This is a genomic window from Herbaspirillum sp. GW821-FHT09A12 (assembly GCF_059418325.1).
Genome location: NZ_JBWKPR010000001.1, coordinates 612,911 through 636,904, shown reverse-complemented (window position 1 = coordinate 636,904; position 23,994 = coordinate 612,911). Strand labels below are relative to the sequence as shown.

Below are 23,994 nucleotides of genomic sequence, written 5' to 3'. Positions count from 1 at the left end.
GGCTCAAGGCTGGCTGTTCTTCTCCTGCGTCCTGCGCTTCAGGTTCAGGCCGACCAGCACCACGCCGATGGCGCCGACCAGGCCGGGCAGGCTCAGGTGCAATTGCGCGCCGGGAACGACGAATTCGCTGTCGGGGATGAAACCCTGCAGGTGCGGCTGGATACCGACATCGCTGAAAATCATGCCGCCGGCGATATAGCCCAGCAATGCCGCGCCCAGCGTGATGATAACCGGAAATTTCTCCATCAATTTCAAGACCAGCGTACTGCCCCAGACGATGATGGGGATGCTGACGACAATACCGAACACCACCAGCGCCATCTGGTGCTCGCCGGCTTGCTCGGCCGCGCTGGCGATGGCGATCACGTTGTCCAGGCTCATCACCAGGTCGGCCACGATCACGGTCTTGACTGCGCCCCACAGACGGTCGCTGCCGCCGACTTCGGCATGGCCGTCATCCTCATTGAGCAGCTTGACGCCGATCCACAGCAGCAACAGGCCGCCGATCAGTTTCAGGTACGGCAACTCCAGCATGGTCACGGCGAAAGCGATCAGCGCGATACGGATCGCAATGGCGCCCAGGGTGCCCCAGACAATGCCCTTCATGCGCAGCTTGGCCGGCAGGTTGCGGCACGCCAGCGCGATCACGATGGCGTTGTCGCCGCCGAGCAGGATGTCGATCAGGATGATTTGCCCGACCGCGATCCAGTTCAGGTTTGCCAGAAATTCCATTCATTTCCTTGGTGATGAAAGATCGCGCCATTGTGCAGCCAGGCGCCAACGCGATTCTCCTGCCTTGCCGGACGCGCCGCAATGCCGTATCGGCACAACATCGGCACACATCGGCACCAACACGCAACGGCGGCAAACGATGATGCCGGCGCCGCCATCAATGAACATGGGGAGCCGAAGCTCCCCATGCTTGTCTTGCAGGTTCCGCTTATCGCCGGATTACAGCACCGACTTCAGCAGGCGGCCCATCTCGGACGGGTTGCGGGTCACCTTGATGCCGCACTCTTCCATGATCGCCAGCTTGGCTTCGGCAGTGTCGGCGCCGCCGGAGATCAGCGCGCCTGCGTGGCCCATGCGCTTGCCCGGAGGCGCGGTCACGCCGGCGATGAAGCCGACCACCGGCTTCTTCATGTTGTCCTTGATCCAGCGCGCAGCGTTGGCTTCGTCAGGACCGCCGATTTCACCGATCATGATGACGGCGTCGGTGTCCGGATCGTCGTTGAATGCCTTCATCACGTCGATGTGCTTCAAGCCGTTGATCGGGTCGCCGCCGATGCCGACTGCCGACGATTGGCCCAGACCCAATGCGGTCAGCTGGCCGACGGCTTCATAGGTCAGGGTGCCCGAACGCGATACCACGCCGATGCGGCCCTTCTTGTGGATGTGGCCCGGCATGATGCCGATCTTGATTTCGTCCGGAGTGATCAGGCCGGGGCAGTTCGGGCCCAGCAGCAGGGTCTTGGAACCGGCCTTGGCCATGCGGTCCTTCAGGGCCAGCATGTCGCGCACGGGGATGCCTTCGGTGATGCAGATGGCCAGGTCCAGTTCGGCTTCGACCGCTTCCCAGATCGCGGCGGCGGCGCCGGCGGGCGGCACGTAGATCACCGAGACGTTGGCGCCGGTGGCCTTCTTGGCGTCGGTCACGTTGGCATAGATGGGGATGCCTTCGAAGTCTTCACCGGCCTTCTTCGGGTTCACGCCGGCGACGAACGCGTTCTTGCCGTTCGCGTAGTCGCGGCACATGCGGGTGTGGAACTGGCCGGTCTTGCCAGTGATGCCTTGGGTAATGACCTTGGTATCTTTGTTGATGAGGATCGACATTTCTCTTCCTTGACTGTGATGCCCGCGCCCGGTTTCGGTCGGTGCGCAATCTGTTTTCTGGCTCCGGACTTTACCGGCGCGGGCTTTCGTGTTGGGTTACTTACTTGGCTGCAGCCACGACCTTTTGCGCGGCTTCTTCCATCGAGTCGGCCGAGATGATCGGCAGACCGGATTCAGCCAGCAGCTTCTTGCCGATCTCTTCGTTGGTGCCCTTCATGCGCACCACCAGAGGCACCTTCAGCGAAACCGCCTTGGATGCGGCGATCACGCCTTCGGCGATCACGTCACAGCGCATGATGCCGCCGAAGATGTTGACCAGGATGGCCTTCAGCTCGGGGTTCTTCAGCATGATCTTGAACGCTTCGGTGACCTTCTCGGTAGTAGCGCCGCCGCCCACGTCCAGGAAGTTGGCCGGCTCGCCGCCGAACAGCTTGATGGTGTCCATGGTGGCCATGGCCAGGCCGGCGCCGTTGACCAGACAGCCGATGTTGCCGTCCAGCGAGATGTAGGCCAGGTCGAACTTGGAAGCCTCGACTTCAGCCGGATCTTCTTCGTCCAGGTCGCGGTAGGCGACGATTTCCGGATGGCGGTACAGGGCGTTGGAGTCGAAGTTGAACTTGGCGTCCAGGGCGATGACCTTGCCGTCGCCGGTCAGGATCAACGGGTTGATTTCAGCCAGGGAAGCGTCGGTTTCCCAGTATGCCTTGTACAGGCCTTGCAGGTTCTTGCGCGCTTCGGGGATGGACGCGGCCGGCACGCCGATCTTGGCGGCGACGGCGTCGGCATCGGCGTCGGTCAGGCCGGTGGCCGGATCGATCACGACGTTGTGGATCAGCTCAGGGTGCTTTTCAGCGACTTCTTCGATGTCCATGCCGCCTTCGCTGGAGGCCATCAGGACCACGCGCTGGCTCACACGGTCGGTCACCAGGGAAACATACAGTTCCTTCTTGATGTCGGCGCCTTCTTCGATCAGCAGGCGGCGAACCTTCTGGCCTTCAGGACCGGTCTGGTGCGTGACCAGTTGCATGCCCATGATCTGGTTGGAATATTCCTTGACTTGCTCCAGCGACTTGGCCACCTTCACGCCGCCGCCCTTGCCGCGACCGCCGGCGTGGATCTGTGCCTTCACGACCCAAACCGAGCCGCCCAGGCTCTTGGCCGCCGCTTCGACTTCGTCGACCGACATGCAAGGAACGCCGCGCGGGACGGTTACGCCAAACTGGCGCAGGATTTCTTTACCCTGATACTCATGGATTTTCATGGGAGCTTCCCTTTAGACACTAATTGAATAAAACTTGCCGGATTGAAATTCCGTCATCGGCGCAATACCGGCTGACGAGAAAGCAGACCGCAACCCGCAGGCGGGCGTCGCATCCGTTGCCGGACGAGAACTGGCGCAGACATGAGCTGCGCGGGTTGCGAAAGAATTCGTAAAATTGGGCATGTGCATGCCGTCTGCATGAGTTGGTCTCTGATATTCGATCTCGCCGGCATGCACCGGAGCGATCCGCATTATCCGTCTTCCCTGCTGTCGTCAGCCTGACATCGACCTGCCGCTTTTCAAAAACAGCAACAATTGATATCTTTTCGGCTACCGCGCCGCAGCAAAAACTTCCGAATTCTAGCACAGGGCCGGGAGGCTGAGCGATGGTAGCGCTAACCTTGCCGATAAAGACCTGCGCCGCGGACTTCACGGATCGTTCCATCGCTGCCAGAGAGAATTGACGCCACAGCGCCGTGCGGCCGCGCCGCAATCAGGCATCCGGCCCGTCTTCATCCGCCCAGGCGGTCTTGAGCGCTTCCCGAATGCTGCTATGGGAAAAACCCCGCTGCTGCAAAAAACGCATGCGCTTGGCGCGCGACTCGGCATCGACCGGCGGCTCGCCGAATTTGCGCCGCAGTACCTGGGCCGCGCGGGCCCCCTCGTCTTCAGCCAGGCCGGACTTCAGCTCGGACAGCGCCTCGCCTTGAATGCCGTGACTTTGCAACTCGGACAGGATGCGGTTGTTGCCATAGCGCGCCGCGCGCCGGTGCACCAGGGACTCGGAAAAACGCTCTGCGGAAAGGAAACGGGATTGTTCAAGCCAGTTGAGCAGGGCATCGACATCATCGCCCTCTTGCGCGTAAGGGCTAAGCTTACGCGCAAGTTCCAGGCGACTATGCTCACGTGAAGAGAGATATTTGAGCGCCCGTGCTTTCAGGCTGATCGGCGGTCTAGGCATGACGTTCGACTACACGGGCTATGCGGCGGATGAAACGACGACTGCATACATCGGAAGCGCTCAATGCATGCAGACAAAACGGAGACTGCAAAACAGCAACGACAGAAATACCAACCATCGCCGGCATTGCAAATAAAACCATACGGCACCGGCAACGGCGACAACTACCGAGACAGCAGCGACGGGAGAGGCATCCCTGGCCGCTGTCCCGGCCATACTGGGCATGACACCCACAGCGGCAGGTTCTTGCGGATTACGATGCCTGGACTTCAGCTTCGCCGCTGGCCAACTGCGGCACGCCGAGCGCGATGCGCACCTTGTTTTCAATTTCACGCGCCAATTCCGGGCGCTCTTTCAGGAAGTTGCGCGCATTGTCCTTGCCCTGGCCGATGCGTTCGCCGTTGTAGCTGTACCAGGCGCCGGACTTTTCCACTACCTTGTGTTCGGAACCAAGATCGAGGATTTCACCTTCACGCGAAGTGCCTTCTCCATACAGGATATCGAAGTGGGCTTCGCGGAACGGCGGCGCGACCTTGTTCTTGACGACCTTGACCTTGGTTTCGCTGCCGATGACTTCGTCGCCGGACTTGATCGAACCGGTGCGGCGGATATCCAGGCGCACGGAAGCGTAGAACTTGAGCGCATTGCCGCCGGTGGTGGTTTCCGGGTTGCCGAACATGACGCCGATCTTCATGCGGATCTGGTTGATGAAGATGACGGTGGTATTGGTGCGGTTGATGCTGCCGGTCAGCTTGCGCAAGGCCTGCGACATCAGTCGGGCTTGCAGGCCGGGCAGCGAATCGCCCATGTCGCCTTCGATTTCAGCCTTGGGGGTCAGTGCCGCAACCGAGTCGACCACGATCAGGTCGACCGCTCCCGAGCGCACCAGCGCGTCGGTAATCTCAAGCGCCTGCTCGCCGGTGTCGGGTTGCGAAATCAGCAAGTCATGCAGATTGACGCCCAGCTTTTGCGCGTAGGTGACATCCAGCGCGTGTTCGGCGTCGATGAAGGCGCAGGTGCCGCCCAGCTTTTGCATTTCGGCAATGGCTTGCAGGGTCAGCGTGGTCTTGCCCGAGGATTCCGGACCGTAGATCTCGACGACCCGGCCGCGCGGCAGGCCGCCGACGCCCAATGCGATGTCCAGCCCCAGGGAACCGGTCGAAAAGACCTGGACTTCCTCGGCGACGGCGCCGTCTTCCATGCGCATCACGGAGCCTTTGCCGAATTGCTTTTCGATCTGCGCCAATGCGGCGGCAAGCGCTTTGCCCTTTTCAGAGTTGTTTGCAGCTTTTTTGTCGTCCATAAATCTCTTTCGGCAAAAGGTCGTGAAGAAGGTGTACTCGGAATGCATTTCCTCAGTGCACTAAAAACTGCGCACCGATCAATTCAGGGGCGCGGCACCAATGAAGCAGTACTGTATAAAAAAACAGTGATCTGTGCAAGCTTTTTTGTCGCCTGGGAGATGAAAATCGATCCACGGGCGAGGTGACCGATTATAAAAGATCGGGGGGATTGGACTGGAGAAATGCGATACAAGTACTGCAAGCAAAAGCAAAAACCGTCACACTCGCGGTTTGCCGGGGACGCATTTCATCAATAGGGGAAGATGCGTTCCAGAAATGGATACCGTTTCCGCCCCTAACTTTGCGACGGGCGGCTACCTATTTGATATACATTGCAGGCTTGCAATATAACGAGATAAAGACTGTTTTTAGACTGTTGTCATGAGTTTAGTGCCCTTTAGCCATATTAGCGCCTTGCGCTGCCTGATCATCGACGACATGCCGACGATGCGCCAGAACATCCGGATGCACCTCGGCCAGCTCGGCGTGACCAAGGTGGATCAGGCCGCCACGCCTGATGAATCGATCCGCTTCGTCCAGGCCGGGGCTTACGACCTCATCATCTGCGACTACAACCTGAACAAGGAAAGCAACGGCCAGCAATTGCTGGAATTCTTCCGTACCCAGAACATGCTCTCGCCGACCTCCATGTTCATCATGGTGACCGCCGAAAGCGGCTACAACCTGGTGGCCAGCGCCGCCGAGTTCCAGCCCGACGCCTACATGCTCAAGCCGCTCACCGCCAGCCGCATCGCCGAACGCGTCGATCGCCTGCTGGAAAAGCAGCATGCCATGCTGCCGGTGACCGAAAAGATGAAGCGCAAGGATTTCGCCGGCGCCATCGTCGAATGCGACAACGTGCTCAAGGCCGCGCCCAAGTGGATCGTCGAAATCATGAAGACCAAGGGCACGCTGCTGGTCGAACAGCGCCGCATCGACGAAGCGCGCGAGGTTTATGCGCAGGCCCTGGCCATGCGCGACGACCTGGTATGGGCCAAGATCGGCCTGGCGCGCTGCAATATCGTGGCCGGCCAACTGGATGACGCGCGCAAGACGGTCGAGGAAGTGCTCGCGCAGAACAAGCAGTTCATCGCCGCCTATGACCTGCTGGCGCAGATCGACGAGGCGCAGGGCAACCAGGAGGGAGCGCTGGCGGCGCTGACCATGTCCTCCGAAATCATTCCCTCGGCCCGCCGCAGCCGGCTGGTGGGAGAGGTGGCCTACCGCAGCGGCCACCTGGAACAAGCCAGGGAAGCCTACGACAAGGTGCTCAAGCACACCAAGGGGTCGCTCACCGCGCAGCCGAGCGACCTGCTGTCGCTGGCCCAGGTGCACGTCGACAGCGGCGATCCGGACCAGGCCCTGCGCTTGCTGGAAAGCGCGCCGCGCCGCTATGAGGAATCCAAGATGTTCACCGCCGCCCAGGCCGCGGTGCAAGCCCAGGCCTATGTGCAGCTGGGCGACACCATCTCGGCGCAACAGGCGTTCGAGGCCGCCAGGCAGGCCGCCGGCGATGAGATTTCCGAGACCGCCACGCTGGCCCTGGCCAAAGCCGCTTTCTCGATGGGCAAGGATGACGAAGGCGCCAAGCTGATCGCCAACGCCATCAAGTCCGACCACGAAAACAAAACGCTGCAGATGCTGGCGCGCAAGGTACTGGCCGACACCGGCAAGGCCGCGCTGGCCGAGGAGCTGATCGATGGCGCCGTCAAGCATTGCATGAGCATCATCGCCGAAGCCAACGCGCTCATGCGCAACGCCAAGCCCGACGAGTCGCTGGCCAAGCTTGAGGAAGCGCTCTCCAGCATGCCGGAAAACACCGGCGTGCTGCTGGCGTCGGCCCAGTTGCACCTGCTGTGGATGAGCCAGCGCGGCTGGAACGACGAGTATGTCAAACGCGTGCGGCGCTATCTCGCCACGCTGGATCGCCTGATTCCGGGCAATGACCGGGTCGCCAAGATGCACAAGTTTTTGCGCGACACCTTAAGCAAAGTAGCCCCGAAGAGCTGACCATGGACCCCAAGCTTGCCGCGATCATCATCCACGACATCAAGAACTCCCTGGGCGTTCTTGAGGGCGAACTGCGCCGCCTCAGCGACGATGTGCCGCGCGTGCAGCAGGCGCATGTCACCTGCCTGGCGCTGCAGGAAAAACTGATCGCCTTCCTGACGCTCTACAAGGCCGATTCGCAGGGCCTGCGGGCGCAGGTCGAAGCGGTCTCGCCGCTGGATTTCCTGGAGGCGCTGCTGCGCGAGCACGCCATGAACCGCAATGGCCATCATGTCGAGCTCAAGCTCGACGAGACCGACATGCCGCTGGTCGGCTTCTTCGACGAGCACCTGGTGGCGCTGGCGCTGGAGGCCGCGCTGCAAAACGCCAGCCGCTTCGCCTGCGCGCGCATCGAACTCGGCTGCCGCAAGAGCCCGGACGGCGGCGTGATCTTCACCGTCCGCGACGACGGCCCCGGCATCGGCACCCAGGAAAAGAAACAATCCACCGGACTGGGCATGGACCTGTGCAATGCCATCGCCACCGCCCACAACAAAGAAACCCAGCATGGCCAGGCGCGCTTGAGCAACCATCCGGACGGCGGCGCCTTGTTCGAACTCTGCCTGCCCTGACCCCTCTCGATACTTCCCGCGGCGACCGTCGCGGGAGCATGCGCAAAGCGCATATCCAAGCTTGAAAATAGTCGTTCTGCCGCACCGCGTTCGTCCTTAGAGTGTTTGTCTGCACCGCAGACTCCCCCAACACAACAAGAACGGACCACATGGAACGCAGACACTTCCTCCGCATCGGCCCGGCCGCGCTCGGCGCCGGCCTGCTGGGCGCCGCCCCGCTGATGGCGCGCGCCGCGCAAGCCCCCAAGACCATCCGCCTGGACTACGCCTATTACTCGCCGCCCAGCCTGGTGCTGCGCAAGTTCGGCTGGCTGGAGGAAGACCTGAAGACCCAGGGCACCGACGTCAAATGGGTGCTGAGCCAGGGCAGCAACCGCGCGCTCGAATACCTCAACAGCGACAGCGTCGACTTCGGCAGCACGGCCGGCCTAGCTGCGTTGCTGGCGCGCGCCAACGGCAATCCGATCAAGGCGGTGTACGTCTATTCGCGCCCGGAATGGACCGCGCTGGCGGTCTCCAGGGATTCCCCGATCAAGTCCGTGCGCGAACTCAAGGGCAAGAAGGTGGCCGCCACCAAGGGCACCGATCCCTACCTCTTCCTGCTGCGCGCGCTGCATGAAAACGGCTTGAAGAAAAGCGATGTCGAGATCGTCCACCTGCAGCATCCCGATGGCCGTGCCGCGCTCGAGCAAGGCCGGGTCGACGCCTGGGCCGGGCTCGATCCGCACCTGGCGGCCAGCGAACTGGAAGCCGGCTCGCGCCTGATCTACCGCAACATCAACTTCAACACCTACGGTTTCCTCAACGTCAGCGACACCTTCGCCGCCCGCCACCCGGAGCAGGTCAAGCGCGTCATCGCCGCCTATGAAAAGGCGCGGGCGTGGATCATCGCGCATCCGGAAGACACCGTGAAGCTGCTGGCCGAGGAATCCAAGCTGTCGCCCGAGGTCGCGCGCCTGCAGCTCAAGCGCAACGACTTCTCGCATCCGCAGATCGGCCGCGAACACATCGACGCGCTGCGCGCCGCCGCCCCCATCCTGACCGAGGAAGACCTGGTCAAGAGCGGCACCGACCTGCCGCGCACCATCAACGCGCTGATCGATCCGTCGTACGCGCAAGGCGTGGTGAAGGCCTGATGCGATGAGCGAGACGGGATCCGGCAGCCTGCCCGCGCAGGCATCGCTGCAACCGGAAATAATCCGGGCCACATCGGCGGCGGCCAAGCCCCTCCGCAAGGGCTGGCCGCACGACGACGGTTATCGTCCGGGCCGCTTCACCGGCTGGATCCTGCCTCTCGCCTTCCTGCTGCTGACCGAAGCGTGCGCGCGGCTGGACATCATTCCCGCGCGCCTGCTGCCGCCGCCCAGCGAGCTGGCGCAAACGCTGTGGTCGCTGGCCGCGCGCGGCGAACTGCTGCCGCATATCTGGGCCAGCCTGGCGCGGGTGCTCGCGGGCTTTGCGATCGGCAGCCTGCTGGCGATAGCGCTGGGCTTGCTGGTCGGCATCAGCCGGCGCGCCGAAGCCTTGCTTGAACCCTGCTTCCAGGCGCTGCGCGCCATCCCCAGCCTGGCCTGGATCCCGCTGCTGCTGCTGTGGCTGGGCATCGACGAAACGCCCAAGATCGTGCTGATCGCCATCGGCGCCTTCTTCCCGGTCTACCTCAACCTGGTGGCGGGCATCCGCGACATCGACTACAAGCTGATCGAAGTGGGCACCAGTTCCGGCCTGGGCGCGCCTGAACTGATACGCCACATCCTGCTGCCGGCCGCCCTCCCCTACCTGTTCGCCGGCTTGCGCGGCGGCCTCAGCCTGGCCTGGATGTTCCTGGTGGCGGCCGAACTGATCGCGGCCACGCGCGGCGTCGGCTACCTGCTGTCCGATGGCCGCGAAAGCAGCCGGCCCGACCTGGTGCTGGCGGCGATCCTGATCCTGGCGCTGCTGGGCAAGCTCAGCGACGGCCTGCTGCACCGGCTGGAAAGACACAGCCTGCGCTGGCGCGATGCCCACCGCGCCTCTTCCTCGAAGTCCTGACCCACCTCTTTCCGACTATCCCCATGCGCAAGAACGCCCCTCCCGACCTGACCCGCCGCCATCTCCTGCAAGCCGGCGCCGCCATCGCCGCCGCCACGCTGGCGCCTGCCTTGCTGGCGCAAAACAGCGGCCGCGCGATCCGCATCGGCTACCAGAAATCGTCGACCCTGCTGACCATCATCAAGACCAACGGTTCGCTGGAAAAACTGCTGGGCCCCGGCGGCGCCAAGATCACCTGGCACGAATTCTCCAGCGGCCTGCCGCTGCTGGAAGCGCTCAATGTCGGCGGCGTCGACCTCAGCGCCGACGTGGCCGACACCGTGCCGGTGTTCGCCCAGGCGGCAGGCGCCAGGCTCACTTATCTGGCGCAGGAGTCGCCCTCGCCGTCGGCGCAGGCCATCGTGGTTCGCGCCGACTCGCCGATCCGCAGCGTGGCCGAACTCAAGCGCAAGAAGATCGCCGTGACCAAGGCGGCCGGCGTGCATTATCTGCTGATCGCCACACTGGAAAAGGCCGGCCTGAAATTCAGCGACGTCGACGCCGCCTACCTCTCGCCGGCCGACGGGCGCGCCGCCTTCGAGCGCGGCAGCGTGGATGCCTGGGTGACCTGGGACCCATTCCTGTCGGGTGTACAGCGCCAGTCCCAGGTGCGCGTGCTATCGGACGGCCTCGGCATCGCCGACTACCAGCGCTACTACCTGGCGTCGACGCCGTTTGCCGACGCCAACCCCGATGTGCTGCGCGCGGTGTTCGGCGAACTGCAGAAGACCGGGCAATGGGTCAAGCAACATCCCAAGGAAGCGGCCGCCTTCCTCGCGCCGCTGTGGGGCCTGGATGCGGACACCGTCGAGCTGGCCAACAGCCGCCGCAGCTATGAAGTGCGCGCGGTCAAGCTGGAAGCGCTGGGCGAACAGCAACGCATCGCCGACGCGTTCTTCTCCGCCGGCCTGCTGCCGAAAAAGGTGAACACGGCCGATGTCGCGATCTGGAAACCGGAACGGCTGGGGTAAGGCATGGACGGACTCGACAAGATCACGTTGGCGCTGCTGGTGTTGCTGGTCGTGGTGGCATTGCTGTTTCCACTGTCGGGCGGCCGTGGCGATGGCCGCAAAGACAGCGACGGCGCTCCCGCGAAAGACCGGAAGACGCATCGCTAGGCCAACGTCGCCATCACCGAGATATCCGCCTTCAACACCTTCGATACAGGACAACCGGCCTTGGCGGCAGCCACCGCGTCATTGAATTTCTGCTCATCGCGATCATCCAGATCGACCTTGACCGCCAGCTGGATGGCGGTAATGCTAAAGCCGGGATCGGTCTTCTCCAGCGTCAGCGTAGCTTCCGTATCGATACGCCTGGGGCCCAAACCGGCCTTCTCCAGCCGTGACGACAAATCCATCGAAAAGCAACCGGCATGCGCCGCCGCGATCAGCTCTTCCGGATTGGTGCCCACGCCGTTTTCGAAACGGGTGGAAAACGAGTATCGGGTATCGGACAGCGTCTTGCTTTCAGTGCTGAGCGCACCCTTGCCGTCCTTCAGATTGCCGCTCCATACCGCCGATGCCTTGCGTTTCATGACAGCCTCCTTCGCTCAGGGTTGAGATAGCCGCGGCAACCACCTTGCAATCAGGATCCGCCAGGCTGCGCGCGGAGTATTCCATCATGCAGCGGCGGCATGCACGCGAGGATAGGACAACGGCGCGGAGGCACGTAGGATTGCGCGAGGAGCGGCGCGGGGCAAGACGCGGGAATTCAGAGCCGGATTCGGCCGGAAACAGCGGGAGGAAATGCGTCACGCAATGGCTTGCGCGGCGATGGGAGAACGGCAGGATAACAACGACTGGCGTGGAATGCAGATAAAAAAACCGCCGGCAGAGCCGGCGGTAAAACGGACTGGCGACGCTCATCCACTAACCGCCGCCTTCCGCGCCAAACTTTTACTGATGCATGAGCTTGCTTACGCCGCGACAGGATCCAGTTGCTGGATACCCGCCAGCAACCAACCGCCTTGGCCGGCAGCCGGCTTGGACAGGTTCCAGATCTCGGCGAACTGCGCCGGCGAGCTGTTCGGGTCTTCCTTGATGAAGCCGAAGAATTTCACGCTGGCGATGTAGTCGTTGCCCACGGTTTCCACGCCCAGCACTTCCGCATCCAGCGACACCACATCGGTCTGGTTGGCCGAAGCGCCGCGTTCCTGCAACTGCAGGCGCAGTTCGGCGAACATTTCCGGCGTGGTGAATTCGCGGATATCGTTGATGTCGGCCTTGTCCCATGCCGCTTGCAGGCGGATGAAATAGGTCTTGGCATTGCGCACGAAACCGACGGTGTCGAAACCGGCCGGGATGCCATAAGCCGCGACCTGCTCAGCCGAGCCGAAACCGCCGCCGAAGCCCGAACCTTGCAGCGCCGCGGGCGGCTGTGCCGGTTCCAGCAACGAGCCGATCTTCGGGGTCGCGGTGCTGTCAGCCGCATGGCCGCCATTGGGCGCGGCCCAGGCCGGACGCGGCTGCGACGCTTCCGATTTGCGGCGGAACATGCGGTAGATGAACATCGCCGCCATTGCGATCAGCGCAACGGTGAGGATGGTGCTGATCATGCTGGCCAGGGCGCCGCCCAGGCCGAGGTGCGAGAGCAGCGCGCCCAGGCCCAGGCCCAGCAACGCGCCACCCAGGATGCCCTTCCACGGGCTGGGCTTGGGTGCGGCGGCCGCAGCGCCTGCGGGCGCGGCGGGCTTGGCGGCAGCGGCCTGGTTCTGCATCGGGGCCGGGCTTTGCGCCTGGCGGCTGGCCGACGAAGACTGTTTGCCGAACGAACCGCCGCCGCCCAGACGCTTGGCTTCGACGCTGCTTATGCCAACCGACAGCGTCATCGCCGCCACTATCAGCGCGACAAATGCTTTTTTCATGCTATCTCCTGAGATGGAATCTGATGTGATGCGGTCACATCGGCCGTATTGACTGAACTGTTGCGTACCTGATTGGCGCCGGACGAAGCCGGCTGACGGGCCATGCGCAAACAGACATCGCTGTCGCAAGACGCAAAGCCACGGGTTTCAGGAGCGGTTGAGCGAACGCGAAGCGGATGTCGCGCAGGGCGACAGGATCAGGCGCGGGGAGGGCGGCCTGCGAGAGGCAAGAACGGAGGTTGGCTGGCGTCGTCGCTGCGAAGAGCGGGCGCCATGCGCGTGGGTTCCGGCAGGACTGCCAGGGAATGGATCAGCACCGGTTCGTCACCGATGCCGGCATGGGTAGAGAAATCTTCGCCGCTGTCGGCGTAGCCGTTGCTGTCGTCGCCGGCGCTGCCACTGTCGGCCACGACGCCAGGCTGCCGGCTGTCGGCGGCATGATCGGCCACCGCGACGGTCTGGGCGCCAAGGTGCTTGGCGGCGACATTGAGCTCAACCTGGACCGGCGCCGAGAAATCGGTTGCGGCCACCGAGCTGGCGTAAGTCAGCACCGCTGCAAATACTTGCACCGGGAACAGACAGATCAGCAACAGAACCCACAAACGTTTCATCAGATTTTCCAGCAAAGATGCGAGAAATTATAACAACAAAAATGTCGACAACAGCACGGAAAGAAATTAAATACAGCAACAATATGGAGACCAGGCCACCCATTTCAAGTGCCGGCCGCCCCGTTGTTACATTTTAGGATGATCTCACGGGAGCCGGCTCCCCCATACTGAGCCTGAGCAAGCTTTCCGGATAAATCGCAAGCACTGCGAAGACCTTTGGTCAGATTGCGAGCTTACCTTCAAAACAATCGCCGCCCCTCATTTGCATTGACGATTGAATTAGTAGATTATGCGTAAAAATACCACAATAATTCTACCTTACGAGACAAATCAGACGAGGCCCCTCTCTGATCGATTCCTATGCGCATCCTCTTAGCTGAAGACGACAGTGTTCTGGCCGATGGATTGACGCGCTCCCTGCGCCATTCCGGATACGCCGCCGATTGCGTCAAGAATGGCCTGGAAGCCGATTCGGCCCTCTCCACCCAGGATTTCGATTTGCTGATCTTGGACCTGGGCCTGCCCAAGATGTCCGGGCTGGAAGTGCTGCGCCGCCTGCGCGCGCGCAACTCGCGCCTGCCGGTGCTGATCCTGACGGCGGCCGATTCGGTGGAACAGCGCGTGCAGGGGCTGGACCTGGGCGCCGACGACTACATGGCCAAGCCGTTCGCCTTGTCCGAACTGGAAGCCCGCGTGCGCGCCCTGACCCGGCGCGGCGCCGGCGGCGGCCCGACCGTGATCAAGCATGGGCCGCTCTCGTACGACCAGGTCGGCCGCATCGCCTACATCGGCGAACAGATGCTGGAATTGTCCGCGCGTGAACTGGGCCTTCTGGAAGTATTATTGCAACGCACGGGACGGCTGGTTTCCAAAGAACAGCTAGTGGACCATTTGTGCGAATGGGGAGAGGAAGTCAGCAACAATGCCATCGAGGTTTATGTCCATCGCCTGCGCAAGAAAATCGAGGTCGGCGGCGTGCGTATCGCTACCGTACGCGGGCTGGGCTATTGCCTCGAAAAGCTCCCCGAGACCGCAGCCAGCAACGCCGCCTGATGCGATGACGGCCGGCGCCGGCCGCCCTCCCGCCTCCAATGCCTTGGGCCACCATGCTGCGGCGTGATCCTTCGTCCGCGCCGGCCGAACCGGCGGCGTCGCCAAGCGGCGAGCCCCAGCCGGCGCCAACGCCGCGCAAGAAACGTCGCGCCGCCATCGCCACCCAGCCGGTAGAACGCATCCAGCGCTCGCTGTTCGGCGAAATCCTCGACTGGATGCTGGCCCCGCTGCTGCTGCTGTGGCCCATGAGCATCGCCATCACCTACCTGATTGCGCAATCGATCGCCAACCAGCCGTTCGACCGCGCGCTGGAAGACAGCGTCACCGTGCTTGCGCAGCAAGTGTCCGAAGTCAACGGCAAGGTCGTGGCGCGGCTGCCCGTATCGGCGCGCGACCTGCTGCGCGCCGACGACATCGACAACATCTATTACAAGGTCAGCGGCCCCAACGGGGAATATGTCGAGGGCGACGTCGACATGCCGCAACCGCCGCCCGAAGACGATCGCCAGAGCCTCGGCGCCGTGCAATTCCGCAACGATATCCTGCACGGCAGCGACGTGCGCATCGCCTACGTGCAAGTCGACCTGCGCCGCAGCGCGGCGCAACGCGCCGCTTCGCACGAACCGCGACTGGCCACGGTACAGGTCGGCGAAACCCTGGAAAAACGCGCCCAGCTCGCCAATGAAATCATCAAGGGCGTGATCCTGCCGCAGTTCATCATCTTGCCGGTGGCGCTGGCGCTGGTGTGGTTCGCGCTCTCGCGCGGCTTGTCGCCGCTGTCGGAACTGCAGCAGCGCATCCGCGCGCGCCGCCCCGACGACCTCAGCCCGATCGACTCGGGCCAGGTGCCCGAAGAAATCTCGCCGCTGGTGCGTTCGCTCAACGATATGCTGGAACGGCTGTCGCAGACCATCGCGATCCAGAAGCGCTTCATCGCCGACGCCGCGCACCAGATGAAGACGCCGCTGGCCGGCATGCGCATGCAATCCGAACTGGCCCTGCGCCAGGACGACCAGGTCGATGTGCGGCGCTCGCTGGAGCAGTTGGCCAAAAGCTCCGAATCGGCCACCCGCCTGGTCAACCAGTTGCTGTCGCTGGCCCGCGCCGAAAACCAGGTCTCGCAGGCCGGCGCCATGGTGCCGATCGAACTCTCGGAACTGGCGCGCACGGTAGTGCAGGATTGGGTGCCGATGTCGTTCACCCAGCGCATCGACCTCGGCTTCGAACAGCCCGGCCACCCGATCATGATCCACGGCAATCCGCTGATGCTGCGCGAACTGCTCTCCAACCTGCTCGACAACGCGCTGCACTATACGCCGCACGACGGCCACGGCAGCGTGACGGTGCGCGCGCGCAGCGACGAACAAGCCGGACTGGCGATCCTGGAAGTGGAAGACACCGGCCCCGGCATCCCGCCTGCGGAACGGCAAAACGTGTTCGAACGCTTCTACCGCATCCTCGGCACGCCCAGCACCGGCAGCGGACTGGGGCTGGCCATCGTGCGCGAGATCGCCCAGCAGCATGACGCCAGGGTGGACATTTCCAACAATCCGCGCAGCGGCGATCCCAAATGCCCGGGCAGCCTGTTTTGCGTCAGCTTCCGCCTGGCGCCGCGCATGCCCTTCATCGACGACATCGGCTGACATGGACCAAGGCCCCCACCACCACGGCCCCGGCGACGCCGGCAACCACTGGCACAAGATCCGCAAGCAGACCGCCGTGCTGCTGGCAGTCTGGTTTCTGGCCACGTTCTTTTTCATTTTCTTCGCGCGCGAACTGGACCGGATCCACTTGTTCGGCTGGCCCATTTCTTTCTACATGGCGGCCCAGGGCATGATCCTGATCTACCTGGCCATCGTGGTGATCTACATCCGGCGCATGCAGCGCATCGAACAACTGGTACACGGCGAGCAAGGACATGGAGAGTAATAGAGACTTTTTCTGGCGGCTGACCCGCTACTACTCCTTCTATACGCTCGGCTTCATCGCCTTTTTGTGCGTACTGGCCATCCTCGAGCACGAGGGCATGCCGCGCTCATGGATCGGCTACCTGTTTCTGTTCGTCACCATCGGCCTGTATGCCGCCATCGGCGTGGTCTGCCGCACCTCGGACGTGCCCGAATACTACGTCGCCGGGCGCCGCGTGCCGCCCTTGTTCAACGGCATGGCCACCGCCGCCGACTGGATCTCCGCCGCCACCTTCATCAGCCTGGCCGGCGGGCTTTACCTGCAAGGCTTCGACGGCCTGGCCTACATCCTCGGCTGGACCGGTGGCTACTGCCTGGTGGCGCTGCTGATCGCCCCTTACCTGCGCAAGTTCGGCCAATACACCATCGCCGACTTCCTGGCCGCGCGCTATCCGGGTAAATTCGGCGGCACGCCGATCCGCATCCTGGCGGTGGCCGCCACCATCCTGATTTCCTTCACCTACGTGGTGGCGCAGATCTATGGCGTGGGACTGATCACCTCGCGCTTCACCGGCATCGATTTCTCGATCGGCATCTTCCTCGGCCTGGCCAGCATCCTGGTGTGCTCCTTCCTCGGCGGCATGCGCGCCATCACCTGGACCCAGGTGGCGCAGTACATCATCATCCTGTTCGCCTACCTGATCCCGGTGGTCTGGCTGTCCGCCAAGCACACCACGGTGCCGGTGCCGCCGGTGGCTTACGGCGCGGTGCTGCCCAAGCTGAACGCGATCGAACACAAGCTCGCCGACGACCCCAAGGAACAGGAGATCCGCAAGATCTTCCAGGCGCGCGCCGACGAATTCGAACGCAAACTGAAGAGCCTGCCCCGCTCCTGGGAAGAAGGGCGGCTGGAAGCGCAGCGCCACATCGACGAAGTCAAACGCGACACGCATGCCTCGCTGGCGGAAATCAAGGCCGCCAGCCGCGCCCTGTCGTCCTATCCGAAAAGCGCGGGAGAGGCCGAGCGACGCTGGAGCGATGCGCGCGCAGCCAATCTCATACGGGCGCAGCCGCCGGTCTCGCAGACCGAACCCTTTCCCGGCCGCGACCAGGAAAGCTCCGACATCAAGCGCAACAATTTCCTCGCGCTGGTGTTCTGCCTGATGCTGGGCACCGCCGCGCTGCCGCACATCCTGATGCGCTACTACACCACGCCCAGCGTATCGGCCGCGCGCAAGTCGGTATTCTGGACGCTGTTTTTCATCATGCTGATCTACCTCTCGGTGCCGGCGCTGACCGTGCTGGTGAAATACGACATCTACACCTCGCTGGTCGGCAGCAGCTACAGCCACCTGCCCGACTGGGTCTATTACTGGGCCAACATCGACAAGCTCAACCCGCTGGTCTCCATCACCGACCTCAACCACGACGGCCTGGTGCAGCTCGGCGAGATTTCGATGGATGGCGACATCATCGTGCTGGCCATGCCCGAAATCGCCGGCCTGCCCTACTTCATTTCCGGACTGGTCGCGGCCGGCGGCCTGGCGGCGGCGCTCTCGACCGCCGACGGCCTGCTGCTGACGATCTCCAACGCGCTCTCGCACGACATCTACTACAAGGTGGTCGACCCCAGCGCCTCGACCCAGAAACGCGTAACCATCTCCAAGCTGCTGTTGCTGGTGGTGGCGCTGCTGGCGGCCTATGCCGCTTCGCTGAAACCGGGCGACATCCTGTCGATGGTCGGCGCCGCTTTTTCGCTGGCCGGTTCGACCCTGTTCCCGGCGCTGGTGCTGGGCGTGTTCTGGAAACGCGCCAACCAGGCCGGCGCGGTGGCCGGCATCGTGTGCGGCTTCTTGATGTGCGTGTACTACATGCTGCACACCAACCCGACCTTCGGCGGCAGCGCCGCCGGCCAGTGGTTCCATATCGCGCCCATCTCCGCCGGCGTGTTCGGCGTGCCGGCGGGCATCGCGGCCATGGTCATCGTCAGCCTGCTGACGCCGCCGCCGGACGAAGCCACCATCGCGCTGATCGACCACATCCGCACGCCGTGATTTCCGACGGAAAACAAATCCGATTCGGACCAAGCGTTACCGTAAAATGCGGGGCAAAAACTATCCTTATCATCGTTCTATGCCGGACCTTTCCGGCCTTAGAATCCATGTATCATGGGGGAGATCTTTTCGTCTGAGGGGGCGAGAGGAACAAGGCAGCAGCAGCAACCATCATCCCCGCTTCCCAATCAACAATACCGAGAAAGGGCTCACCGATGAAGCTGTCTCAGATGAAAGTCTCAAATCGTCTCAACCTGGGGTTCGGCGTCGTTCTCGTGCTGCTGGCGCTGGTCATTGCCATTGGCGTGAACCGCATGGGTGAAGTCAATACCCGCCTCAATTCCATCAGCAACGTCAACAATGTCGAAGCGCGGCTGGCAGTCGCCTTGCGCACCTCGTTGTACGAGCAATCGATGGCCACCCGCGACCTGTTGCTGGCGCCCGATGCTGCTGCGCGCAAAATACTGAGCGAGCGCATCAAGAAGGAAGTCGCCAACTACCAGGGCATCGAAAAGGAACTCGATTCCATGTTCAATACCCTGGAAGAAACCGCCGACATCGAAAAAGCCACCATGGCGCAGGTCAAGACGCTGTCGGCGTCCGCCACTCCATTGCTGCAAAAGCTGACCGAACTGGCCGACGCCGACGACATCGATGGCGTGCGCCAGTTGCTGGACAATGGCCTGGCGGCCAAGCAAACCGAACGCCGCGTGAAACTGGGAGAATTGGCGGCGCTGGAAGATCGCCTCAACAACGAAGCCAGTGCCGAAGCCACCGCGTTCTACCTGGCGGCCAAACACACCATGATCGTGCTGGGCGCCATCGCCCTGGCCATCGGCGTCTGCCTGGCATTCGCGATCTCGCGCGGGCTGGTCGGCCAATTGGGAGGCGAACCGGCCTATGCCGCCGACATCGCCAACCGCATTGCCGCCGGCGACCTCAGCAGCCAGATCTCGGTGGGTGGCAAGCAAACCAGCTTGTTGCATGCCATGAAATCGATGAACGGCAACCTGCAAGACATCGTCAGCGAAGTACGCACCGGCAGCGATGCCATTGCCGTCGCCACCAGCCAGATCGCCACCGGGAACTTCGACCTCTCGTCGCGTACCGAGCAGCAGGCCGGCTCGCTGGAGGAAACCGCGGCCGCCATCGAAGAGCTGACCTCCACCGTGCGGCAAAACGCCGACAATGCGGCGCAGGCCAGCCAGCTGGCCAACTCCGCGTCCGAGATCGCCGAGAATGCGGGCCAGTCGGTGCAGCGCATGATCACCACCATGAATGCGATCGATTCGTCGTCCAAGCAGATCGTCAACATCATCAACGTGATCGACGGCATTTCCTTCCAGACCAATATCCTGGCCCTGAATGCCGCAGTGGAAGCGGCGCGCGCCGGCGAACAAGGGCGCGGCTTCGCCGTGGTGGCTTCGGAGGTGCGCTCGCTGGCCCAGCGCAGCGCGTCGGCGGCCAAGGAAATCAAGGCCCTGATCGAAGAGTCGGTCAGCAACGTCGACAGCGGCTACCAGCTGGTGCAGCAAACCGGCAACACCATGGATGGCGTGGTCGAGAGCATCCGCAAGGTATCCGATGTGGTCGCCGAGATTACCGCCGCCGGCCGCGAGCAAGCCTCGGGCATCCAGCAAATCAACGACGCCATCGTGCAGATGGACCAGACCACGCAGCAAAACGCGGCGCTGGTGGAACAGGCCGCCGCCGCCGCGCACACCCTGCAAGACCAGGCGCAGCGCCTGCAGCAGGCCGTCAGCGTATTCATGCTCAAGCCACAGGCGTAAATCGGCCGGGCGCGGCCGCGCCCGGCAAGACGGCATCGGTCGTCAATTTTCACACGGGAACCCGGCAACAACCGGGTTTCGCCATCCCGCCTGCTTGCGCAAACACTCAGATGGCGAACTCCAGTTCGCCCGCCTCTTCGCCCGGCATCACCGTCACCGCCACCTGCATGGTTTGCTGGCCGCCGCCGATCAGCACGCCGCGCAAAGGCGAAACATCGAGGAAATCGCGCCCCCATCCCAGCGTGATGTGGCTGGTGTCGGGAAACAGGCCGTTGGTGGGATCGGCATCGATCCACACGCCGGCTTGGCCATCGCGTCCGGGGCAATACACCGAGACCCAGGCGTGCGAGGCATCGGCGCCGATCAGGCGCGGCTGGCCGGGCGGCGGCTGGGTCAGCAGATAGCCGCTGACATAGCGCGCGGCCAGCCCGATCGAACGCAGGCAGGACAACATCAGGTGCGCGAAGTCCTGGCATACGCCGCGCCGGTTGGCGAACACATCGGTCACCGGCGTGGAAACCGTGGTGGCGGCAGGATCGAAGGCGAATTCCTCGAAGATGCGCATCATCAGCGCGCGTACCCCGTCCAGCAACGGCAAACCCGGCTGGAAGCATTGCTCCGCGTAATGGATGAACTCGCGCTTGATGCGCACATGGGAAGACTCGAACAGGAAATTGGAGGCATCCAGCATATCGGGCGACAAAGGCCGCGCGCCCTGGTAGGACAGCAACGCGACCGCCTCCTCCCATGGCATGGAGTGCGCCGGCAACAGGCGCGGCCGCAACTCGACCCAGGATTCGGCGACCACGTCGAGGCTGGTGTGGTCGGTGTCCAGCGAGAATGCCTTGATGGCGTTGCCGAAATTGTCTTCGTAGCTGCGCACCAGCGCCGGCGCCGGCTGGATGTTGACCTGGTGCGACAGGCAACGCTGCCAGGCCAGCTCGCGCGGCGTCAGATGCAGCATCTGGTGCGACAGGCGCACCGGCAGCGAATACTGGTAGGTGGTCTGGTGATGGAGCTGATAAACGACGCGCCCGTCGGCCACGCCCGCATTGGCGCCGGAAGACTGGCTTGCAGTGTCTTTTTCCGTCATCTCATACCCCCTGGCTGACCGGCGCCGTCAACGGCGTGAAGTAGTGGCGCGACAAGTCGTCCGACAGCATGGCGCCGCCGCCGACGGCATCGCGCATCAGTTGCGCCAGGCGCGCGTTGGCGTCTTCCATGGTGGGCGATCCGTGCGCGAAATCGGCCAGGTTCATCGCTTCCAGCTGGCCGGTCAGATGCGTCGGGATGGTCATGCTCAGCAAGCCCAGTTGCTGCGCGATGTCGGCAAGATATTGCTGCAGCATGCGGAACTGGTAGGCCATGCCATGCGGATTGCTGGCATCGAACACCAGCAAGTGCAACACCGGCAGCCACTCGGGCGTGCGCCGATAGCGCACGCGGTAGGTGACGATGCTGCTGGCCGACTCCAGCAGCCACGACAGCGCTGCCGTCTGGCGCGCCGGCGGCAGGCGCAGGAAGTTGTCGAACAGCGTGGCCATGTTGACCATGCGCTCGATATGGCGCCCCACCATCAGGAACTGCCAGCCGGCGTCGCGCGTCATGTCGTCCAGGGCATGGCCGGCCAGGCCGGAACAGGCGTCGATCACATTGCCCAGCGCATGCTGGGCGCCGGTGGGCGTGCTGATGCGCTCCTGCACCATGGCCGGCATCTTGGTCAGCGCATGCCAATTGTCCAGCGACAGGTGTTCGCGCACCTGGTAGGCCGCATGCGCCAGCTGGCGCACCTGGGTCGCTACGCTGACCGGCGCCGACGGGTCGATGACGGCGGCCTGCAGGCTTTGCTGCAGGCCGGTGATGGTGGGACGCGGATCGGACTTGGGCATGAGCACGCCAAGCTGGCTGCAAATCCAGCTCACGTTGCCCAGGATGCCGCGGCTTTCGCTCTGGCCGTCCATCGTGTATTGCAAGGTGGTGCGCAGCAGGCGCGCCAGGTTCTTCACGCGCTCCGAATAGCGCCCCATCCAGAACAGGTTTTCACCGGAATGGGAAGACACGTCGACGGTACTGCGGATCAGCGTGCCGTTGAGCGTATCGACGACATCGTCGGGCAGGTGCTCGGCCGGGCCGGGTTCGCTTTCGCGCAGCACCCAGACATCCTTGGTGGTGCCGCCCTGCTGCATCGACACCACGTCGCGGCGCTGGCGCGACGCCACGCGGGTCAGGCCGCCCGGCATCACCTGGTAACCGCCATGGCCGTCGGCCACGGCGAACACGCGCAGGCTGATGGTGCGGCCCATCAGGCCGTAGTCGCCGCTGCGCGACATCACCGGCGCCTGCGACAGGCGCACCCATTCCTGGGCCGCGTAGGCGTGCGGCTGCAGTTGCAGGCTTTCGATCAGGCGGCGCCGCGCCGCGCCGGTGACGGCGTGGCCGAATACCGGCTGCATCCGCATGGAAGAGAAGGCCGGCACGATGACCAGGTCGTCGAGATGCTCCAGCGTGTAATCCAGCGCGGGCTTCTCGCCGCACCACCAGGACGCCACCGCCGGCAGCGCCAGCGGCTCGCCCAGCAGGCGCTCGCTGATGGCCGGCAAGAAACCGTGCAATGCGGTCGACTCCAGCACGCCGCTGCCCAGCGAATTGGCCACCAGCACATTGCCCAGGCGCGCCGCCTGCGTCAGGCCGGGGATCCCCAGCGCCGAATCGGCGCGCAGTTCCAGCGGATCGCAATAATCGTCGTCCATGCGGCGCAGGATGGCATGCACGCGGCGCAGGCCGTTCAGGGTCTTCAGGAACACCTGGTCGCCGCGCACCGTCAGGTCGACGCCTTCGACCAGCGGAAAGCCCAGCGTATGCGCCAGGAAGGCATGCTCGGAATAGGTTTCGTTATAGGGGCCGGGCGTGAGCAGCACGATCAGCGGCATCTCGCCATTGGCCGGCGCCAGTTGCGTGAGCATGGCGCGCAGCGTGTGGAAGTAGCCGTGCGGCGATTGCACATGCATGTCGCGCAGCGCCTCGGGCATGGCGCGCGACATGATCTGGCGGTTCTGCAGGGCGTAGCCGGTGCCTGACGGCCCCTGGGTCCGGTCCGACACCGCCCACCAGGTGCCATCGGCGGAGCGCGCCAGGTCGATCGCATAGGCATGCAAATGCACGCCGCCCGGCGGCTTGATGCCATGGCACGGCATCAGGTAGCCGTGCTGGCCGAACACCAGCGCCGGCGGCAGCAGGCCTTCGCTGAGCAGGGCCTGTGCGCCATAGAGGTCGGCCAGCACCGCGTTCATCAGGCGCGCACGCTGGGCCACCGCCTTGGCCAGGAACTGCCACTCGTCGGCCGCTACGATGTGCGGCAGCAAGTCCAGCTCCCACGGGCGGTTGGCGCCCTTGGGGTCGGCGTAGACGTTGTAGGTGACACCATCGGAAGCGATGGCCTCGCGCACCTCGCTGGCGCGCCGGCGCAACATCTCCGGCGACAGGTTTTCAAGCTGGTCGATCAGCGTTCGCCAATGCGGCCGCAGGCGGCCGTCGGCTGACAGCATCTCGTCGTAACGATCGCTGCTGGCTGGATAGCTTTCCAGTAAACGCTGGTGCATAAATGGGGCTGGGCGGGCGCGATGC

23 protein-coding genes are annotated in these 23,994 nt (G+C 63.5%); 12 read left to right on the top strand and 11 right to left on the bottom strand.

Annotation, left to right across the window (positions count from 1 at the left end; genetic code table 11):
- Positions 1 to 3 precede the first annotated feature (3 nt).
- The 6 genes from AC07N6_RS02840 to recA form a co-directional block, all read right to left on the bottom strand.
- Entirely contained in the window at positions 4 to 732 is a 729-nt protein-coding gene (locus AC07N6_RS02840) for a TerC family protein (RefSeq protein WP_494780804.1), read from the bottom strand.
- A 219-nt stretch (positions 733 to 951) separates the two neighbouring features.
- Complete coding sequence (sucD, locus tag AC07N6_RS02835; RefSeq protein ID WP_494780803.1) at positions 952 to 1,833, bottom strand: succinate--CoA ligase subunit alpha; 882 nt, start codon at positions 1,831 to 1,833, stop codon at positions 952 to 954.
- A 100-nt stretch (positions 1,834 to 1,933) separates the two neighbouring features.
- On the bottom strand, positions 1,934 to 3,094 hold the full coding sequence (sucC, locus tag AC07N6_RS02830) for an ADP-forming succinate--CoA ligase subunit beta (RefSeq protein ID WP_494780802.1): 1,161 nt from the start codon (positions 3,092 to 3,094) through the stop codon (positions 1,934 to 1,936).
- 19 nt (positions 3,095 to 3,113) lie between these two features.
- Positions 3,114 to 3,527, bottom strand: a complete 414-nt coding sequence (locus AC07N6_RS02825) for a hypothetical protein (protein WP_494780801.1) — start codon at positions 3,525 to 3,527, stop codon at positions 3,114 to 3,116.
- A 60-nt stretch (positions 3,528 to 3,587) separates the two neighbouring features.
- Positions 3,588 to 4,055: a recombination regulator RecX gene (gene recX / locus AC07N6_RS02820; RefSeq protein ID WP_494780800.1), complete on the bottom strand. Its 468-nt coding sequence runs from the start codon at positions 4,053 to 4,055 to the stop codon at positions 3,588 to 3,590.
- 253 nt (positions 4,056 to 4,308) lie between these two features.
- Positions 4,309 to 5,358, bottom strand: a complete 1,050-nt coding sequence (recA, locus tag AC07N6_RS02815) for a recombinase RecA (RefSeq protein ID WP_494780799.1) — start codon at positions 5,356 to 5,358, stop codon at positions 4,309 to 4,311.
- On the opposite strand from recA, the gene AC07N6_RS02810 reads away from it, so the two are divergent.
- The 7 genes from AC07N6_RS02810 (at position 5,281) to AC07N6_RS02780 (ending at position 11,207) form a co-directional block, all read left to right on the top strand.
- Entirely contained in the window at positions 5,281 to 5,544 is a 264-nt protein-coding gene (locus AC07N6_RS02810) for a hypothetical protein (protein ID WP_494786245.1), read from the top strand. The genes recA and AC07N6_RS02810 overlap by 78 nt on opposite strands.
- A gap of 235 nt (positions 5,545 to 5,779) precedes the next feature.
- Positions 5,780 to 7,408 carry a tetratricopeptide repeat protein gene (locus AC07N6_RS02805; protein WP_494780798.1) on the top strand — a complete coding sequence of 543 codons (1,629 nt, stop codon included), beginning with the start codon at positions 5,780 to 5,782 and terminating at the stop codon, positions 7,406 to 7,408.
- Positions 7,409 to 7,410: 2 nt separating this feature from the next.
- A complete protein-coding gene (locus AC07N6_RS02800; protein WP_494780797.1) occupies positions 7,411 to 8,019 on the top strand; it encodes a sensor histidine kinase in 609 nt (202 codons plus the stop codon).
- A gap of 149 nt (positions 8,020 to 8,168) precedes the next feature.
- Entirely contained in the window at positions 8,169 to 9,155 is a 987-nt protein-coding gene (locus AC07N6_RS02795; protein ID WP_494780796.1) for an aliphatic sulfonate ABC transporter substrate-binding protein, read from the top strand.
- Between the two features lie 4 nt (positions 9,156 to 9,159).
- The gene (locus AC07N6_RS02790; protein ID WP_494780795.1) at positions 9,160 to 10,050 is read left to right on the top strand and encodes an ABC transporter permease; all 891 of its coding nucleotides are present in this window, start codon (positions 9,160 to 9,162) and stop codon (positions 10,048 to 10,050) included.
- A gap of 23 nt (positions 10,051 to 10,073) precedes the next feature.
- Complete coding sequence (locus AC07N6_RS02785; protein ID WP_494780794.1) at positions 10,074 to 11,060, top strand: aliphatic sulfonate ABC transporter substrate-binding protein; 987 nt, start codon at positions 10,074 to 10,076, stop codon at positions 11,058 to 11,060.
- A gap of 3 nt (positions 11,061 to 11,063) precedes the next feature.
- Positions 11,064 to 11,207, top strand: a complete 144-nt coding sequence (locus AC07N6_RS02780; protein WP_494780793.1) for a hypothetical protein — start codon at positions 11,064 to 11,066, stop codon at positions 11,205 to 11,207.
- Here the strand turns inward: AC07N6_RS02780 and AC07N6_RS02775 are convergent.
- The 3 genes from AC07N6_RS02775 to AC07N6_RS02765 all read right to left on the bottom strand — a co-directional run bounded on the left by AC07N6_RS02775 (position 11,204) and on the right by AC07N6_RS02765 (position 13,566).
- The gene (locus AC07N6_RS02775) at positions 11,204 to 11,626 is read right to left on the bottom strand and encodes an OsmC family protein (protein ID WP_494780792.1); all 423 of its coding nucleotides are present in this window, start codon (positions 11,624 to 11,626) and stop codon (positions 11,204 to 11,206) included. The genes AC07N6_RS02780 and AC07N6_RS02775 overlap by 4 nt on opposite strands.
- A 381-nt stretch (positions 11,627 to 12,007) precedes the next feature.
- Positions 12,008 to 12,955, bottom strand: a complete 948-nt coding sequence (locus tag AC07N6_RS02770; RefSeq protein ID WP_494780791.1) for a Tim44 domain-containing protein — start codon at positions 12,953 to 12,955, stop codon at positions 12,008 to 12,010.
- A gap of 197 nt (positions 12,956 to 13,152) precedes the next feature.
- The gene (locus tag AC07N6_RS02765) at positions 13,153 to 13,566 is read right to left on the bottom strand and encodes a hypothetical protein (protein WP_494780790.1); all 414 of its coding nucleotides are present in this window, start codon (positions 13,564 to 13,566) and stop codon (positions 13,153 to 13,155) included.
- A 360-nt stretch (positions 13,567 to 13,926) separates the two neighbouring features.
- Between AC07N6_RS02765 and AC07N6_RS02760 the strand changes: the two genes are divergently transcribed.
- The 5 genes from AC07N6_RS02760 (at position 13,927) to AC07N6_RS02740 (ending at position 20,370) form a co-directional block, all read left to right on the top strand.
- Positions 13,927 to 14,619 (top strand): response regulator, encoded by a 693-nt coding sequence (locus tag AC07N6_RS02760; RefSeq protein WP_141914412.1) that lies wholly within the window; start codon positions 13,927 to 13,929, stop codon positions 14,617 to 14,619.
- Between the two features lie 53 nt (positions 14,620 to 14,672).
- Positions 14,673 to 16,262 carry a sensor histidine kinase gene (locus AC07N6_RS02755; protein WP_494781271.1) on the top strand — a complete coding sequence of 530 codons (1,590 nt, stop codon included), beginning with the start codon at positions 14,673 to 14,675 and terminating at the stop codon, positions 16,260 to 16,262.
- 1 nt (position 16,263) lies between these two features.
- Positions 16,264 to 16,548 carry a DUF4212 domain-containing protein gene (locus AC07N6_RS02750; RefSeq protein WP_494780789.1) on the top strand — a complete coding sequence of 95 codons (285 nt, stop codon included), beginning with the start codon at positions 16,264 to 16,266 and terminating at the stop codon, positions 16,546 to 16,548.
- A complete protein-coding gene (locus AC07N6_RS02745; protein ID WP_494780788.1) occupies positions 16,538 to 18,580 on the top strand; it encodes a sodium:solute symporter family protein in 2,043 nt (680 codons plus the stop codon). The genes AC07N6_RS02750 and AC07N6_RS02745 overlap by 11 nt, the downstream gene beginning before the upstream one ends.
- A gap of 230 nt (positions 18,581 to 18,810) precedes the next feature.
- Positions 18,811 to 20,370, top strand: a complete 1,560-nt coding sequence (locus tag AC07N6_RS02740) for a methyl-accepting chemotaxis protein (protein WP_494780787.1) — start codon at positions 18,811 to 18,813, stop codon at positions 20,368 to 20,370.
- 106 nt (positions 20,371 to 20,476) lie between these two features.
- Here AC07N6_RS02740 and AC07N6_RS02735 read toward each other — a convergent pair whose 3' ends face one another.
- Positions 20,477 to 21,463 carry a transglutaminase family protein gene (locus AC07N6_RS02735; protein WP_494780786.1) on the bottom strand — a complete coding sequence of 329 codons (987 nt, stop codon included), beginning with the start codon at positions 21,461 to 21,463 and terminating at the stop codon, positions 20,477 to 20,479.
- Position 21,464: 1 nt separating this feature from the next.
- A complete protein-coding gene (locus AC07N6_RS02730) occupies positions 21,465 to 23,969 on the bottom strand; it encodes a circularly permuted type 2 ATP-grasp protein (RefSeq protein WP_494780785.1) in 2,505 nt (834 codons plus the stop codon).
- Between the last annotated feature and the right edge of the window lie 25 nt (positions 23,970 to 23,994).